Consider the following 14,612-nt stretch of genomic DNA (forward strand, 5'->3'; position numbering starts at 1 on the left):
CGCCGCGAGTCTGAGCATTTCCCTAGGGTTGTGAGCATGTCGACGACCGACGAGCGTCCGCGAGTCCGCCCCACGCCGATCCTGTTGCACCGACGCCGTGGCATGGTCATCGTCCTGCTCTGCGTCATGTACTTCATCGCGTACTTCGATCGCAACAACATCGCGACGGCCGCGCCGCAGATCATGGGCGACCTGCACCTCTCCAACGCCGAGTTCGGCCTTGCCATCTCGGTGTTCTCGCTGTTCTACGCCCTCTTGCAGATCGCGGGCGGATGGGTGGGCGAGAAGTTCGGCCCGCGCCTCGGCCTGCTCGTCCTCGGGGTGCTGTGGGGCCTGTCGACGCTGTTCACGGGCATGGCGGTCGGCCTGGTGACGCTGCTCGTCGCCCGCGCCCTCCTCGGTCTGAGCGAGTCGGCGACGTTCCCCACGGCGACACAGGCGATGAGCCGGTGGGTGCCGCGCGATCGCAACGGATTCGTCCAGGGCATCGTGCACTCCGCCTCCCGGCTCGGCAACGCGGCGGCGCCCATCACGGTGGCGTGGTTGATCCAGCTCGTCGACTGGCGCTTCTCCTTCATCTCGGTCGGCGTCCTGAGCATCCTGTGGGCGCTGATCTGGTACCTGATGTTCCGCGACCGCCCCAGGGACGTGAGGGGCATCAGCAAGGTCGAGCTCGCCGAGATCCCCGACATCCCCAAGGCCGCCGACCGCCCGCCGGTGCCGTGGCGGCGGCTCATCCGGTCGATCCTGCCGGTCACGCTCGTCGATTTCGGCTACGGCTGGGCGGCGTGGATGTTCTTCACCTGGATCCCGACGCTGCTGGTGAGCACCTACCACCAGAACATCAGCAAGTACGGTCTCGCGACGAGCGCGATCCTCGCCGGCGGCGTCATCGGCGACTGGCTGGGCGGCGTGCTGAGCGACGCGATCCTGCGTCGCACCGGCAACGCTCGCAACGCCCGCCGCACCCTGCTGCTGATCGGGTTCATCGGGGCGATCGTGTTCATGGTGCCGCTCGTGTTCACGCCACCGCTCCCGTTCGCGATCGCGACGCTCGCCCTCGCGTTCTTCTGCCTCGAGCTCACCAACGCGCAGCTGTGGTCGATCCCGATGGATGTCGCCCCGACCTGGTCGGGCACGGCCAGCGGCATGATGAACACCGGCTTCGGCGTCGCCGGCATCATCTCGCCGATCGTGGTCGGCGCGCTCGTCGACTGGACCGGGAGCTTCGCCTTCCCGTTCGGGCTGTCCGCCGGCATCCTGGTGGCCGCCACGATCCTCGCCGCCGTCATGCGGCCCAAGGTGGTCGACCCGATCGCCCCGCCCGAGGAGCGCGTGACGGCGTAGAGCGGCTCAGCCGCGCCAGCGCCGCCCGGCCAGCGCCAGGCTCAGCGGCGAACGGCGCGCGAGATCGGCGATCAGGTACGACAGCCCGATCACGATCAGGTACGCGACCAGCGTGAGCCACGGCGTGGGCACGTGGGCGGGGACCCAGCCGGCGCCGATCCAGAGCAGCACCCACAGCAGCATCGGGTGCACGAGGAAGATGCCGAACGATCGGTCGGAGATCCGGTCGACGGCCCGGGCGAAACGCGCCCCGTCGACGCGCCGATCCGCCCACCAGGTGCCGATCGCGAGGAAGCCGAGAACCACACAGGTCGACCAGACCATGATCACGGGCTGTAACGGCGTCCCCGCGTGGTACAGGCTCATGCCGACCACCCAGTGCTGGATCGCGAACACGCCGAGGGTGAGCACCGCGCCGCCCAGCACGAGCAGGCCGATCGCGCCGCGATGTGCGCGCACCCAGGCGAGGAACGCGGGCGCGTGGTCGGCGGCGATCGCGCCGGCGATGATGAAGAACGGGTAACTCCAGAAGAACTGCTTCTCGGCGGCGCCGTACCAGCCGAGCGACCCGGGGTGATAGAGGTACACCGCCGTGATCGCGAGCTGGATGACGAAGAAGATCGCGAGCACGAGCCGGTGGTGGCCGCGCGTCCTGCGCACGAACCACACGATGAGCGGGACGAGCAGGTACACCTGCATCGTCACGAGCAGGAAGTACAGGTGGTACCAGGCGGATCCGGTCACGATCCGGTACAGCAGGTCGACCACGTACTGCACGGGAGCCTTGTCGCTCTGGCTGTAGAGGTTGGAGGCAACGTAATAGATGACCGACCAGGCGACGTACGGCACGCCGACGAGCAGGAACCGCTTCGGCCAGAACTGCCGCATGGGCTTCGGCCGGTTGAGCTGCCCCAGCATGAGCACGAACGCGGTGAGCGCGAAGAAGACCAGCCGGGTGATGTGCAGCAGGCCCAGGAGGCCGTAGAGCGGGACGTCGTCCGACGCGATGGTGTGGCTGGTCACGTGCACGCCGATGACGCACGCGAAGGTCAGGATGCGGACGACATCGACCTCGTACAGTCGTTTCACGCCGGAGTCTCCGCCGCCATCCGGCGGACCTCGGCGCGACGGATCTTGCCGGCGGGCGCGCGCGGCAGCTCGGCGACCAGGTTGATCTCGACGGGTCGCTTGAAGCGTGCCAGCTGCTCCTCGCAGCGCTCACGCAGCGCCTCGACGTCGACGGCCGCCCCGTCCACCGGGATGACGTAGGCGACCGGGATCTGGCCGAGGACGTCGTCGGGCCGCCCCACGACCACCGCCTCGAGCACGTGCGGGTCGCCGAGCAGCACCTCCTCGACGTCGATGGGGTACACCTTCTCACCGCCGCGGTTGATGACGTCGTCGCTGCGGCCCGCGAGGGTCACGAGGCCGGAGCCGTCGATGGCGCCGACGTCGCCGGTGCGCAGCCAGCCGTCGTCGTCGAACCGGTCGGCCGCCGCGTCGAAGAGATAGTGCCGGATGATGCCCTCACCGCGCACCCAGAGTTCACCGGTCTCCCCCGCGGTCAGACGCTCCCCCTCCGGTGACCGGACCTCGACCTCCCCGCCCTGCGGCCGTCCGACTCCGCGCACCTCGGCGGCGTCCTGAGGGTCGGTCGCCGTGATCTGACTCGCGCCCTCGGTCATGCCCCAGCTGAGGATGAACGGGATGCCCGCGAACGCCTCGCGCACGTGGTCGGGCAGCGGGGCGGATGCGGAGCGGATGAAGCGCAGCGTCTCGGGCGGATCGAGCTCGCCCGTGCGCGCGAGCACCGCGAGGATCGCCGGGACGGCGTTGAGCCACGTGATGCGGCGCTCGTGCAGGAGCTCCCAGAATCCGGTGCGGCGGAAACGCGCGTCGAGCACCGTCGTCGAGCCGGCGACGAGGGTCGCCAGCACACCGATCACCTGCGGATTGACGTGGGACAGCGGAAGCGGGTTGAAGCCGCGATCGCCGGGTCCGAGGCCGTGGTGCGTCGCGATGCGCGCGGCGACGTACAGCAGCTGCGGCTCCGGCAGCTCCACGCCCTTGGGGGTGCCGGTCGAACCCGAGGTGAACAGCACCGCCGCGCCCGCGCCGGTGGGCTCGGCTGCTGCTGCCGGCGTGCCCTCTCCCGCCTCACCGGGCGCGAGGTCGGCGCCGACGGCGGTCCACGGGGCGCCGGGGACGGCACGATCGTCTCCGCGATCGCCGACCGTCATGCCCGCTCCGCGGATCAATCCGGCGATGCGCGCCGGCTCTTCACGGCTCGCGCCGTGATCGATCGTGATGGCCCGGAATCCGCCCGAGACGACGGCCAGCTGCAGCACCGTGGTGGCGAGCACGTCGTCGGTGTCGATCAGCACCGCCGCCGACGGTCCGAGCCCCGCACCCGCGAATCGCTCGTGCCAGGCGGCGACGAGGCGCTTCAGCTCACCGGCCGTGACGACGCGGTCCGAGCGGGCGTCCTCGAACAGCACGTGACCCGGGTCCTCGGCCGCTCGCCGCGCGATCAGCGACGACAGGGTCGGCGAGAGCATCCCCCGATCCTACCGAGCGCTCCTAGGACGCGATCCCGGAGGGCTGCCGGACGGCACGCAGCATCGCCGCCCAGACCTTCTGGAACACCGGGCTGTCCTGGTGCCCACGCGGACCCCGATCGGTGATGAAGAGGCTGTGCGACTGGCGGCGGTCGCCGATCCTGCGATCGGTGACCAGCTGATGAGCCAGCCGGTGCGGCGGCGTGCTCCCGAGCAGCTGGGGCCGCCCGGGCAGGTGCAGGGCGCGCCAGGAGCCCGTGATGCGATCCGCGTACATGTCGCGGCGGGAATCGAAGGCGTAGTAGCGCGTCACGGGGGTGACACCCGGGTGCGCCATCCATGCGGCCGTGACACCGTCGACCGACTCCACCGGAGACCCGAACATGAGCACGCCCTGCACGGCGTGGTGGTGAGCGATGAACGCGGACTCGCCACCCCCCTGCGAGTGCCCGGCCACGACGATCCGGCCCCAGCGCACGTGGTCACCGTGGGCGAAGCGCCCCCAGCCGCCGTGCGGATCGTGCCGGTCGAGCGTGGTCAGGGCCCGCCGCAGCCGGTCGAGGATCGAATCCTCCGGGGCGATCGCCGAGAAGCGGGTCGGGTGGCTGCCGTCGAACCGATTGGCCTGCAGGTCGCTGTAGCAGTTCGCGTCCCGCTCGCAGGTCCGTGCGACGGAACGGCCGCGGTTCCAGTAATCCAGCGCGAGCACGTGGTAGCCGAGATCGCCGGCGGTGTTCAGGAACTGCCGGTAGTCCCGCGGCACGGCGCCGGTCGCGGGCAGGAACAGCAGCAGTGGTCCGCGTGCATCGGAGCGCATCGCGACGTTGCGCGCGTTCGGCGAGTACCGGATGCCGTGCGCCCGGAGCCGGAACACGTCGCGCACGAGCGGAGCCAGGACGGCCGCAACCGGCTGCGATGCGGCCGGCGGCGTCGCCGCGTCGGTCGGCACCGCCAGCGGCGGATCGTCCGGCGTCCCCAGGGCCGTGCCGCTCACGACCCCGGCGATCATGAGGACGACGGCGCCCGCCCTGATCAGTCCCGTGGTCCGCACGCAAGGAGCATAGGTGAGCCGCGCGTCAAGGGGTGGCTGCAAACGCGTCGAAAACGCTCAGGAATCGCGCCGGAGCCGTTCCCAGAGCGCATCCGTCTGCGCGCGGGTCTCGTCGAGCGTGCCGTTCGCGTCGATCACGATGTCGGCGGCCGCGACGCGCTCGTCGTCGCCGGCCTGCGCGGCGATGCGGCGCCGCGCGTCGTCCTCGCTCATCCCGCGCAGCGACACCATGCGCCGCACGCGCTCCTCGGCGTCGGCGACGACCGCGACGATGAGGTCGAACTCCGCCGTGCGGTCGGTGTCGACCAGCAGCGGCACGTCGTAGACCACGATCGCCTTCGGATCGGCGGCCGCGGCCGCGGCGAACAGCTCGTGCGAGCGCCGCGCGACCGCCGGATGCGTGATCGCGTTCAGCAGGTGCCGCTTGTCGGGCTCCGCGAAGACGGCGGCGCCCAGCCGCGCCCGGTCGAGCGAACCGTCGGGGCGCACGAACTCCGGACCGAGCTCCGCGGCGATCCGGGCAAGGGCGGGTGTTCCCGGCTCGACCACCTCACGGGCGATCCGATCCGCGTCGACGACCACCGCCCCGTGCTCCGCGAGCCGCGCGGCGACCGCCGATTTGCCGGATGCGATTCCTCCGGTGACCGCGATGAGCTGCACCCGTCGATGCTAACGACGAAGGCCGGGCCCCGAAGGACCCGGCCTCGCGTTCGTGCGGGTGCTAGCTGTTCGAGCTCAAGCGCTCGCGCAGCGCGGCGAGCGACGCGTCGTCGGCAAGGGTGCCGCTCGAGGCGCTGTCGCTCGAGTACGAGCTGCCCTGCGACGCCACCGGACCGAAGTCGGTCGCGCCGGCCTCCTCGGCGGCCAGGATCTGCTTCTTGTGCGCCTCCCAGCGAGCCTGGGCGGCCGCGTACTCGGCCTCCCACGCCTCGCGCTGGGCGTCGAAGCCCTCGAGCCACTCGCCCGAGGTGGCGTCGAAGCCCTCCGGGAACTTGTAGTTGCCCTGCTCGTCGTACTCGGTGACCATCCCGTACAGGGCGGCCAGGCCGGAGTCGAACTCGGCGTTGTTGGGATCGATGCCCTCGTTCGCCTGCTTCAGCGAGAGCGAGATGCGGCGACGCTCGAGGTCGATGTCGATGATCTTGACGAACACCTCGTCACCGACCGACACGACCTGCTCGGCGAGCTCGACGTGCTTGCCCGACAGCTCCGAGATGTGAACGAGACCCTCGATGCCGTCCGCGACGCGCACGAACGCACCGAACGGAACGAGCTTGGTGACCTTGCCGGGCGCGATCTGACCGATGGCGTGGGTCCGGGCGAAGATCTGCCACGGGTCCTCCTGCGTCGCCTTGAGCGACAGCGACACGCGCTCGCGCTCCAGGTCGACCTCGAGGATCTCGACCGTGACCTCCTGGCCGACCTCGACGACCTCGCTCGCGTGCTCGATGTGCTTCCACGACAGCTCGGAGACGTGCACGAGGCCGTCCACGCCGCCGAGGTCGACGAACGCACCGAAGTTGACGATCGAGGAGACGATGCCCTTGCGGACCTGGCCCTTGTGCAGGTTGTTGAGGAAGGTCGAGCGCGACTCCGACTGGGTCTGCTCGAGCAGCGCACGGCGGCTCAGCACGACGTTGTTGCGGTTCTTGTCGAGCTCGAGGATCTTCGCCTCGATCTCCTGGCCGAGGTACGGCGTGAGATCGCGGACGCGGCGCAGCTCGATCAGCGACGCCGGGAGGAAGCCGCGGAGGCCGATGTCGACGATCAGGCCGCCCTTGACGACCTCGATGACGGTGCCGGTGACGACCCCGTCGGTCTCCTTGATCTTCTCGACGTCGCCCCACGCGCGCTCGTACTGCGCGCGCTTCTTCGAGAGGATCAGGCGACCCTCCTTGTCCTCCTTCTGGAGGACGAGCGCCTCGACGCTGTCGCCGACGTTGACGACCTCGCTCGGGTCGACGTCGTGCTTGATGGAGAGCTCGCGCGAGGGGATGACGCCCTCGGTCTTGTAGCCGACGTCGAGGAGGACCTCGTCGCGGTCGATCTTGACGACGGTGCCCTCGATGAGGTCGCCGTCGTTGAAGAACTTGAGAGTCAGTTCGACCGCGGCCAGGAAGTCCTCAGCAGATCCGATGTCGTTGATGGCGACCTGCTTGGTGGCCGTGGCGGTCGTGGTGTTCGTCATGTAGTAGGTGCTCCGAGATGGTGCACGCAGTTATGCGGGCGGGGATCGGGCTCCGGGAACGCGGTGCGCATGGATGTTCCCGGGGCGGTGCGGATATGAAGGATGATGCCGCGAAAGCGACATTCCAGACTACTACGCCCGGGCTAATCCGCGCGCCGGATGAGCTCCGTCTCGATGCGCAGCACGTTCGGCGTGCCCTCCAGGCCCACCTGCTTCACGATGCCGGGGTTCAGCGGAGCGTTGTACGCGTACCCGATCGACCCGCGATCCGAGCCGCCGGGCTCGGGCGACGTGTAGCTCCAGGTGCGGGTCTGCAGCGCGTACGGCACCGGCGTCGCCGAGGGCGCCGGCGTGTTCGTGTAGCTCGCCGTGAACCCCTTCGTCGCGCCCGTGGCGGCGACGGCGGCGATGAGCTTCTGGGCGTCCGCCGAGGAGATGCCGATGTAGAGGTAGGTGCGATGCGTGATCGTCGACGGCGCGTTGCCGTGGGTGCTCGTGCTGGACCGGTACGCGCAGGTCGGCGCCGGTGACGCGGGCACGTTGAACACCTTCGGCGAGTCGCCGGCATCGAAGGCGACCTGACGGGTCGCCGAGTCGTCGCCGAGCAGGATCTCCTTGACGTGGCCGCCGCAGCTCGGCGAGGCCGAGGCGGCGGGTGTGTCGGCCGTGCAGCCGGCGAGCAGGACGAGCGCCGACGCGGAGAGCGCGACGACGGCGGCACGAAGGAGCGGGCGGCGCGAGACGGAGGGGCTCATGACCTTGGCATCCTACTGAGGACCCACCTGAGCCCCGGCTGCGCGACGCGCCCCGCGCCGCTCGGCGACGATCTGCCGCAACGCGGGTTCGAGCTCCGGATACCGGAACCGGTACCCCGCGTTCTCGAGCCGTTCCGGCAGCACCCACCTGCTCTTGAGCACGAGCTCGGTCTCGGTGCGCAGCACGAACGCGCCGAGCTCCAGGGCGGCCCGCGGCAGCGGCATCCCGAACGGCACCCCGAGCACCCGCCGCAGGGTGCGCATGAGCGTGACGCCGTCGACCGGGTACGGCGACGAGACGTTGACGACGCCGGCGAGCTCCGGATGCGCCCGCAGGAACGCCACGATCCCCACCACGTCGTCGATGTGCACCCAGCTGAACCGCTGGCGACCGTGCGGCGTGCCGAAGCGGTGGTAGGTCCCGGCCGTGAGGCGGGTGCGCGACGCGGGCCAGCGCCCGTCGAGCTGGGCCCCGCCGGCGCCGAACCGGGCCAGGCGCAGCAGCGGGATGAGCGCGCTCCCGTTGCCGAGGGTGATGGCCGTCCGCAAGGCGACCCGCCGCACGCCCGGCAGCTCGGGGGCGAGGAAGGCGTCCTCCCACGCCCGCGCCACGCCGACCGAGAAGCCCTCGCCGAGCTCCCCCGCCTCCTCCGTCATCGGGCGGTCGTCGGCGTGCCGGTAGATCGTCGCGGTGGACGAGTTGACCCAGAGCGGCGGCGGCGCGTCGGACCGGTGGATCGCCTCGGCCAGCTCGGTCGTCGTCGCGACGCGTGAGCGCAGGATCTCCGCGCGGTTCGCCGGGCCGTACCGGCAGTCGACGCTCTTGCCGGCCAGGTTCACGACGAGCTCGGCACCGTCGACGAGCCGCGCGATCCCGTCGGTGTCGCCCCACACGGCGTCGCCGGCGCGTCCGACGGTGCGCACGGTCTCCCCCGCCGCCTCGATCGACGCGCGCAGCCGACGCCCCATGAAGCCGGATGCCCCGGCGATGACGACACTCATGCGTCCTCCACCACGTAGTCGAAATGCCCCGCGTATTCGTACAGGCGCCCCACGAGCGGGGCATCCAGCGTCAGGGCGACGTGCTGGCGCTCGACGGCGTCGTCCCAGCGCTCGGTGAGGTGGACCCGCGGCGCGAACGGCACCGGGATGCCGCGCCACGAGGTCCGGATCGAGCGCAGCAGCAGCGCCCCGTCGACGATCGACGCCGTCAGCACGGCACGCCACGAACCCGAGCCCCCGAGGCGGTCGACGATCACGCCGCCGCTCGCCTCGATCGCGTCGACCATGACGCGATCGCCGCCGGGCAGCGAGAAGGTCCGCCGCGCTCGCAGCACCGCGCCGTCGGGACGGTTCTCGATCGCGAACGGCACGTCGTGCGCCCAGACCGGGAAGGCGATCCCGGAACGACCGAGTACGGCCAGCATCGGCCACAGCCACCGCCGCGGCGTTCCCACCCGCTCGAACACGCCCGCTCCGCGGCCCACGCACCCCTCCGGGATCTGCCCGACGTAGGTGCGCAGGCGCGGATGCAGCGCCGCGGTGCCGTCACCGAGCACCCGCTGCCAGGGCGAGCTCACCCCCGCAGCAGCTCCGCCTGGAGGGTGTCGAGTCCGACGCCGCCGAGGTCGAGGGCGTCTTTGTGGAACTGCTTGAACGAGAAGTCGGCGCCCTGCCTGCTCTGCGCGGCCGCGCGGATCTGCTCCCAGATCCGCTGCCCCACCTTGTACGCCGGTGCCTGACCGGGCCAGCCGAGGTAGCGGTTCACCTCGAAGCGCACGAACGCGTCGTCCATGTTGACGTTCTTGCGCATGAACTCGAGCGCGTAGTCCGCATCCCAGGTGCCGTTCCCGTCCGGGCGCGGCTTTCCCAGGTGCACGCCGATGTCGAGCACCACGCGGGCGGCGCGCATGCGCTGCCCGTCGAGCATGCCGAGCCGATCGGCCGGGTCGTCGAGGTAGCCCAGCTCCTCCATGAGCCGCTCCGCGTAGAGGGCCCAGCCCTCCGCGTGACCGCTCGTGCCGGCGAGCTGACGCCGCCAGGTGTTGAGCTGCGCGCGGTTGTAGACGGCCTGGCCGATCTGCAGATGATGACCCGGAACGCCCTCGTGGTACACGGTCGTGAGCTCACGCCAGGTGTCGAACTCCGTGACGCCCTCGGGCACGCTCCACCACATCCGGCCGGCGCGCGAGAAGTCGTCGCTCGGGCCCGTGTAGTAGATCCCGCCCTCCTGGGTCGGCGCGATCATGCACTCGAGGGCCTTGACCGGCTCCGGGATGTCGAAGTGCGTCTTCGACAGCTCGGCGACCGCGTGGTCGGCCGTGCGCTGCATCCACTCCTGCAGGGCCTTCGTGCCGTGCAGCTTGCGGCTCGCATCCCTGTCGAGGACGGCGATCGCCTCCTCGACGCTCGCCCCGGACTGGATCTCGCCGGCGATGCGGGTCTGCTCGTCGACCATGCGCTGCAGTTCGGCGAGGCCCCACTCGTAGGTCTCGTCGAGGTCGATCGCCGCACCGAGGAACTGCCGCGACTGCAGCGCGTAGATCTCGCGGCCGACGCCGTCCTGCTCGCCGGCCTTCGGGGCGAGTTCGTTCTCGAGGAACTCCGCGAGCTCGCCGTACGCCTGCGCGGCCGCCTGGGCGCCTCGAGCGAGGTCGGAGGCGACGGCATCCGGCGCCGCCGCGCCCCCCTCGAGCTCGGCCGACGCGGCGAATCCGGCGAAGAAGCCGTTCTGCGCGTCGGCGTGCTTGCGGGCCTGGGCGGCCACCTCGGCCACCTGGCGCCGGGCGGGCACGACGCCGTGACCGATCCCCGAGCGCAGCGTCTCGATGTAGCCCGCGATCGCGCCCGGCACGTTGCCCATGCGCTCGGCGATCGTGGCCCAGTCGTCCGCCGTCTCGTGCGACATGAGGTCGAAGACGTCGCGGATCTCCTGCGACGGCGACGCGATCACATTGAGATCGCGCTCCTGCAGGCGCGCATCGCTGCGCTCGACCTCGAGGCGCAACTCGGCGAGCAGGTCGGTCTTGGTCACCCGGTCGATGTCATCCGCGACGGTGGCGTCCTCGAGGCGTCCGATCACGTCCTTGGCCGCGGCGAGGTGCGCCTCGTGCCCGGCCGGCGACTGGTCGCCGTATTCGCCGAGCCGGCCCGGCAGGCCGAGCCAGACCGCCATGGAGGGCTCGAGATCGATGAGGGTGGTCACCCAGTCCTCGGCGATCGTGTCGATCGAGGTGGGCGTGCGGTGCGGCTGTTCATCCGTCATGTCTTCACGCTATTCGTCGTCGAGGTCGCGTTCCAGCATCGCGGCAAGTGTCTCCACCGCCCCCGCGGACTCGGAGCGCAGGGTGACCGCCTCGCCATGGGCGACGCCGAGCGTCAGGATGCCGAGGATGCTCGCCGCGTCGACCGTCGTCCCGGCGGCGTTGGTGACGCTCACCGGCACTCCGAGCGCCGCAGCCGCCTCGCTGAACAGGGCCGCCGGGCGCGCATGGAGGCCGCTGGTCGCGGCGACCCGGACCCGGCGCTCGATCGGACGCGACGCCATCAGTGCGCGGCGGCGTCCCAGTCGGGACCGTGGCCCAGCTGCACGTCGAGCGGCACGGTCAGATCGGCGGCCCCCGCCATCCCGTCGCGCACGATCGTCGTGAGCTGGTCGATCTCGCCCGGCGCGACCTCGAGGACCAGTTCGTCGTGCACCTGGAGCAGCATGCGGCTGGCCAGCCCCTGCTCCCGCAGGCGCGTGTCGATCGTGATCATCGCCCGCTTGATGATGTCGGCCGCAGAGCCCTGGATCGGCGAGTTGAGCGCCTGACGCTCGGCGTTCTCCCGCAGCACCCGGTTCGTGCTCGTGAGGTCGCTGAAGGGCCGGCGGCGTCCGAAGATGGTCGTGGTGTAGCCGTCGACCCGCGCCTGCTCGACCACGCCGCGCAGGTAGTCGCGCACCGCGCCGAACCGCGCGAAGTAGTCGGCCATGAGCTCCTTGGCCTCGCTCACCTCGATCCGCAACTGCTTGCTGAGGCCGAACGCACTGAGGCCGTAGGCCAGGCCGTACGACATCGCCTTCACCTTGGTGCGCTGCAGCGGCGTCACCTCCGAGGGGTCGACGTGGAAGATCCGGGCCCCGACGAAGCGGTGCAGGTCCTCCCCCGAACGGAACGCCTCGATCAACCCCGCGTCGCCCGAGAGATGCGCCATGATGCGCATCTCGATCTGCGAGTAGTCGGCCGTGAGCAGCGTCTCGAAACCCTCGCCGCACCGGAAGGCGGCGCGCACCTCGCGGCCGACCTCGGTCTTGATCGGGATGTTCTGCAGGTTGGGGTCGTTGGAGCTCAGTCGTCCGGTCGCGGCTCCGGTCTGCTCATAGGTCGTGTGGATGCGACCGTCGTCGCCGATCGCCGCCTCGAGCGTCTCGACGATCTGCTTGATCTTCGTCGCGTCGCGATGCCGCAGCAGCATCTCGAGGAACGGATGCGGGTGCGCCTCCTGCAGGTCGGCCAGCGCCGCCGCGTCGGTCGAGTAGCCCGTCTTGTTCTGGCGCGTCTTCGGCATCCCGAGCTGGTCGAAGAGCACCTCCTGCAGCTGCTTCGGCGAGCCGAGATTGACCTCCCGCCCGATCTCGGCGAACGCGGCGCGGGCGATCTCGTCGGCCTGCGTACCCAAGCGGCTGTTCAGCCCGGCCAGCCGATCGCGATCGACCGTGACGCCCTGCAGCTCCATGCGGCCCAGCACGGGCAGGAGGGGCGCCTCGATGCCGGTCATGACACCGCGCGAGCCGTCGTCGAGCCGGAGGCGCAGCTCGTCGGCCAGCCGGAGGATGTACCAGGCCTCGGTCGCCGGGCTGAGCGGCTCGGTCTCGGGCACCAGCTGGCTCGGGTCGGGCTCCGGGAGCGCCTCGCCGAGGTAGTAGTAGCTGAGTCCGGCGAGGGTGTCGGTCTTGGTGCTCGGTCGCAGCAGCCACGCGCCGAGCGAGGTGTCGAACACGATGCCGTCGAGCGTCAGCCCGGTGCCGGCCAGCGCCTTGAACTGCCGCTTGCCGTCGTGCAGCACCTTCGGCGCGGGTCCGGCCAGCCACGCCTCCAGGGCGTCATAGTCCTGCCGGCCCGCCGCCCAGGGCACCCAGGCGGTGTCGTCCGGGCCCGCGATGCCGAAGCCGTCGACGCGGCCGTCGATCGTGACGATGCGCAGGCCGAGCTCCCGGGTGCCGCCCGCCGACTGCCTCTCGAGCCACAGCGCGAGCTCCTCGTCGATGAGCGTGCGCACCGGCGGAAGCTTCACCACGGGCGCGCGGGACTCGTCGGGCCCGGCGTCGCCCGCCGCCTCCTCGAGCTTCAGCACGCGCTCCAGCAGCGTGCGGAACTGCAGCCGGTCGTACACCGCACGGACCGCGGGCACGTCGAACGGGCGCCGCGCCAGGTCCGCGGGGCCGACCGGCAGCTCGACGTCGCGCACCAGCCGGTTGAGCCGGCGGTTGCGGACCACGCGGTCCTGCTGCTCACGCAGATTGTTGCCCACGACGCCGCCGATCTCCTCCGCGTGCGCGAGCAGCTCCTCGACGGTGCCGTACTGCTGGATCCACTTGACCGCGGTCTTCTCGCCGACCTTGTCGACGCCCGGGAGGTTGTCGCTGGTCTCCCCGACGAGCGCCGCGATCTCCGGGTACTGCTGCGGCTCGATGCCGTAGCGCTCGACGACGGCGTCGTGGTCGTAGCGCTTGAGCTCGGAGACGCCGCGGGCGTTCGGGTACAGCAGCGTCACGTCGTCGTCGACGAGCTGGATCGTGTCGCGGTCCCCCGAGACGACGAGCACGTCGAAGCCCTGCTCCTTGCCGCGCAGCGAGAGCGTGGCAAGGATGTCGTCGGCCTCGAAGTCCTCCTTCGTGATCGTCGTGATGTTCATGGCGTGCAGCGCCTCCTCGAGAAGCGGCACCTGGCCCTTGAACTCCGGCGGCGTCTCGCCCCGGGTCGCCTTGTAGTCCTCGTAGTCCCGGTTGCGGAACGAGTAGCGCGAGATGTCGAACGCCACCGCGAGGTGAGTCGGCTTCTCCTTCTGCAGCAGCAGGATGAGCATGCTGAGGAAGCCGTGAATGGCGTTGGTGTGCTGCCCATCTCGGGTCACGAAGCTGTCGATGGGCAGCGCGTAGAACGCCCGGAAGGCGAGCGAGTGCCCGTCGACGAGCAGCAAAGTAGGCTTTTCGGAGCCTTTGACGGCAGAGTCCGGCACGCGCTCCACCCTAACCGCCGGCCCCGACACCCCTTTCGATGATGCAGGAGCCCCGTGACCAAGCTGCCGCCGGATCTGGACCCGTTGCTCGCCGAGCGGCTCGTCGGAGGTGGCGGGGGCGAGCTGACGCAGCGCATGGGCATCGACCTGATCGAACTGTCCGCCGACTACTCGGTCGCGACCATGCCGGTCGTGGGCAATCGCCAGGTGGTCGGCATCCTGCACGGCGGAGCGCACCTCGTGCTCGGCGAGTCGCTCGGATCGCTGTCCTCCGCCATCCACGCCGGACCGACCAACTACGTCGTGGGCATCGAGATCAACGCGACCCACAGCGGCTCGGCGCGCGAGGGCATCGTGACGGGCACCTGCCGCGCGATCACGCTCGGCCGCACGCTCTGCACGCACGAGATCGTCGTCACCGACGAGCGCGACCGGCTGCTCTCGACGGTGCGCATCACGAACCTGATCAGGCCGATCAAGGACTGACCCGC

General features: G+C 70.6%; 13 protein-coding genes. 2 read left to right on the forward strand and 11 right to left on the reverse strand.

What is annotated here, in order from left to right:
* Positions 1 to 36 precede the first annotated feature (36 nt).
* Complete coding sequence (locus tag ABD285_RS11155) at positions 37 to 1,347, forward strand: MFS transporter (protein WP_284255515.1); 1,311 nt, start codon at positions 37 to 39, stop codon at positions 1,345 to 1,347.
* A gap of 6 nt (positions 1,348 to 1,353) precedes the next feature.
* Here the strand turns inward: ABD285_RS11155 and ABD285_RS11160 are convergent, their stop codons facing one another.
* The 11 genes from ABD285_RS11160 to polA all read right to left on the reverse strand — a co-directional run bounded on the left by ABD285_RS11160 (position 1,354) and on the right by polA (position 14,079).
* On the reverse strand, positions 1,354 to 2,436 hold the full coding sequence (locus ABD285_RS11160) for an acyltransferase (RefSeq protein ID WP_284255514.1): 1,083 nt from the start codon (positions 2,434 to 2,436) through the stop codon (positions 1,354 to 1,356).
* Positions 2,433 to 3,905 (reverse strand): class I adenylate-forming enzyme family protein, encoded by a 1,473-nt coding sequence (locus tag ABD285_RS11165; RefSeq protein ID WP_344202616.1) that lies wholly within the window; start codon positions 3,903 to 3,905, stop codon positions 2,433 to 2,435. Before ABD285_RS11165 ends, ABD285_RS11160 begins: the two co-directional genes overlap by 4 nt.
* 22 nt (positions 3,906 to 3,927) lie before the next feature.
* Positions 3,928 to 4,956, reverse strand: coding sequence for a BPSS1187 family protein (locus ABD285_RS11170; protein WP_344202618.1), 1,029 nt, complete (start codon positions 4,954 to 4,956; stop codon positions 3,928 to 3,930).
* A 57-nt stretch (positions 4,957 to 5,013) separates the two neighbouring features.
* Positions 5,014 to 5,616, reverse strand: a complete 603-nt coding sequence (gene coaE / locus ABD285_RS11175; protein WP_284255510.1) for a dephospho-CoA kinase — start codon at positions 5,614 to 5,616, stop codon at positions 5,014 to 5,016.
* A gap of 61 nt (positions 5,617 to 5,677) precedes the next feature.
* Entirely contained in the window at positions 5,678 to 7,144 is a 1,467-nt protein-coding gene (rpsA, locus tag ABD285_RS11180) for a 30S ribosomal protein S1 (RefSeq protein WP_284255509.1), read from the reverse strand.
* A 143-nt stretch (positions 7,145 to 7,287) separates the two neighbouring features.
* A complete protein-coding gene (locus tag ABD285_RS11185; protein ID WP_284255508.1) occupies positions 7,288 to 7,899 on the reverse strand; it encodes a hypothetical protein in 612 nt (203 codons plus the stop codon).
* A 12-nt stretch (positions 7,900 to 7,911) separates the two neighbouring features.
* A complete protein-coding gene (locus ABD285_RS11190) occupies positions 7,912 to 8,901 on the reverse strand; it encodes an epimerase (protein ID WP_344202621.1) in 990 nt (329 codons plus the stop codon).
* On the reverse strand, positions 8,898 to 9,479 hold the full coding sequence (locus tag ABD285_RS11195) for a DUF4166 domain-containing protein (protein ID WP_284255507.1): 582 nt from the start codon (positions 9,477 to 9,479) through the stop codon (positions 8,898 to 8,900). Before ABD285_RS11195 ends, ABD285_RS11190 begins: the two co-directional genes overlap by 4 nt.
* Positions 9,476 to 11,164 carry a DUF885 domain-containing protein gene (locus ABD285_RS11200; protein ID WP_344202623.1) on the reverse strand — a complete coding sequence of 563 codons (1,689 nt, stop codon included), beginning with the start codon at positions 11,162 to 11,164 and terminating at the stop codon, positions 9,476 to 9,478. The genes ABD285_RS11195 and ABD285_RS11200 overlap by 4 nt, the downstream gene beginning before the upstream one ends.
* 9 nt (positions 11,165 to 11,173) lie before the next feature.
* On the reverse strand, positions 11,174 to 11,446 hold the full coding sequence (locus tag ABD285_RS11205; RefSeq protein WP_284255505.1) for an HPr family phosphocarrier protein: 273 nt from the start codon (positions 11,444 to 11,446) through the stop codon (positions 11,174 to 11,176).
* Positions 11,446 to 14,079 (reverse strand): DNA polymerase I, encoded by a 2,634-nt coding sequence (gene polA, locus ABD285_RS11210; RefSeq protein ID WP_344203541.1) that lies wholly within the window; start codon positions 14,077 to 14,079, stop codon positions 11,446 to 11,448. Before polA ends, ABD285_RS11205 begins: the two co-directional genes overlap by 1 nt.
* A 96-nt stretch (positions 14,080 to 14,175) precedes the next feature.
* On the opposite strand from polA, the gene ABD285_RS11215 reads away from it, so the two are divergent.
* Entirely contained in the window at positions 14,176 to 14,607 is a 432-nt protein-coding gene (locus ABD285_RS11215; RefSeq protein ID WP_284255503.1) for a PaaI family thioesterase, read from the forward strand.
* Positions 14,608 to 14,612: the final 5 nt, after the last annotated feature.

This window comes from Pseudolysinimonas kribbensis (genome assembly GCF_039531715.1).
GTDB lineage: Bacteria > Actinomycetota > Actinomycetes > Actinomycetales > Microbacteriaceae > Pseudolysinimonas > Pseudolysinimonas kribbensis.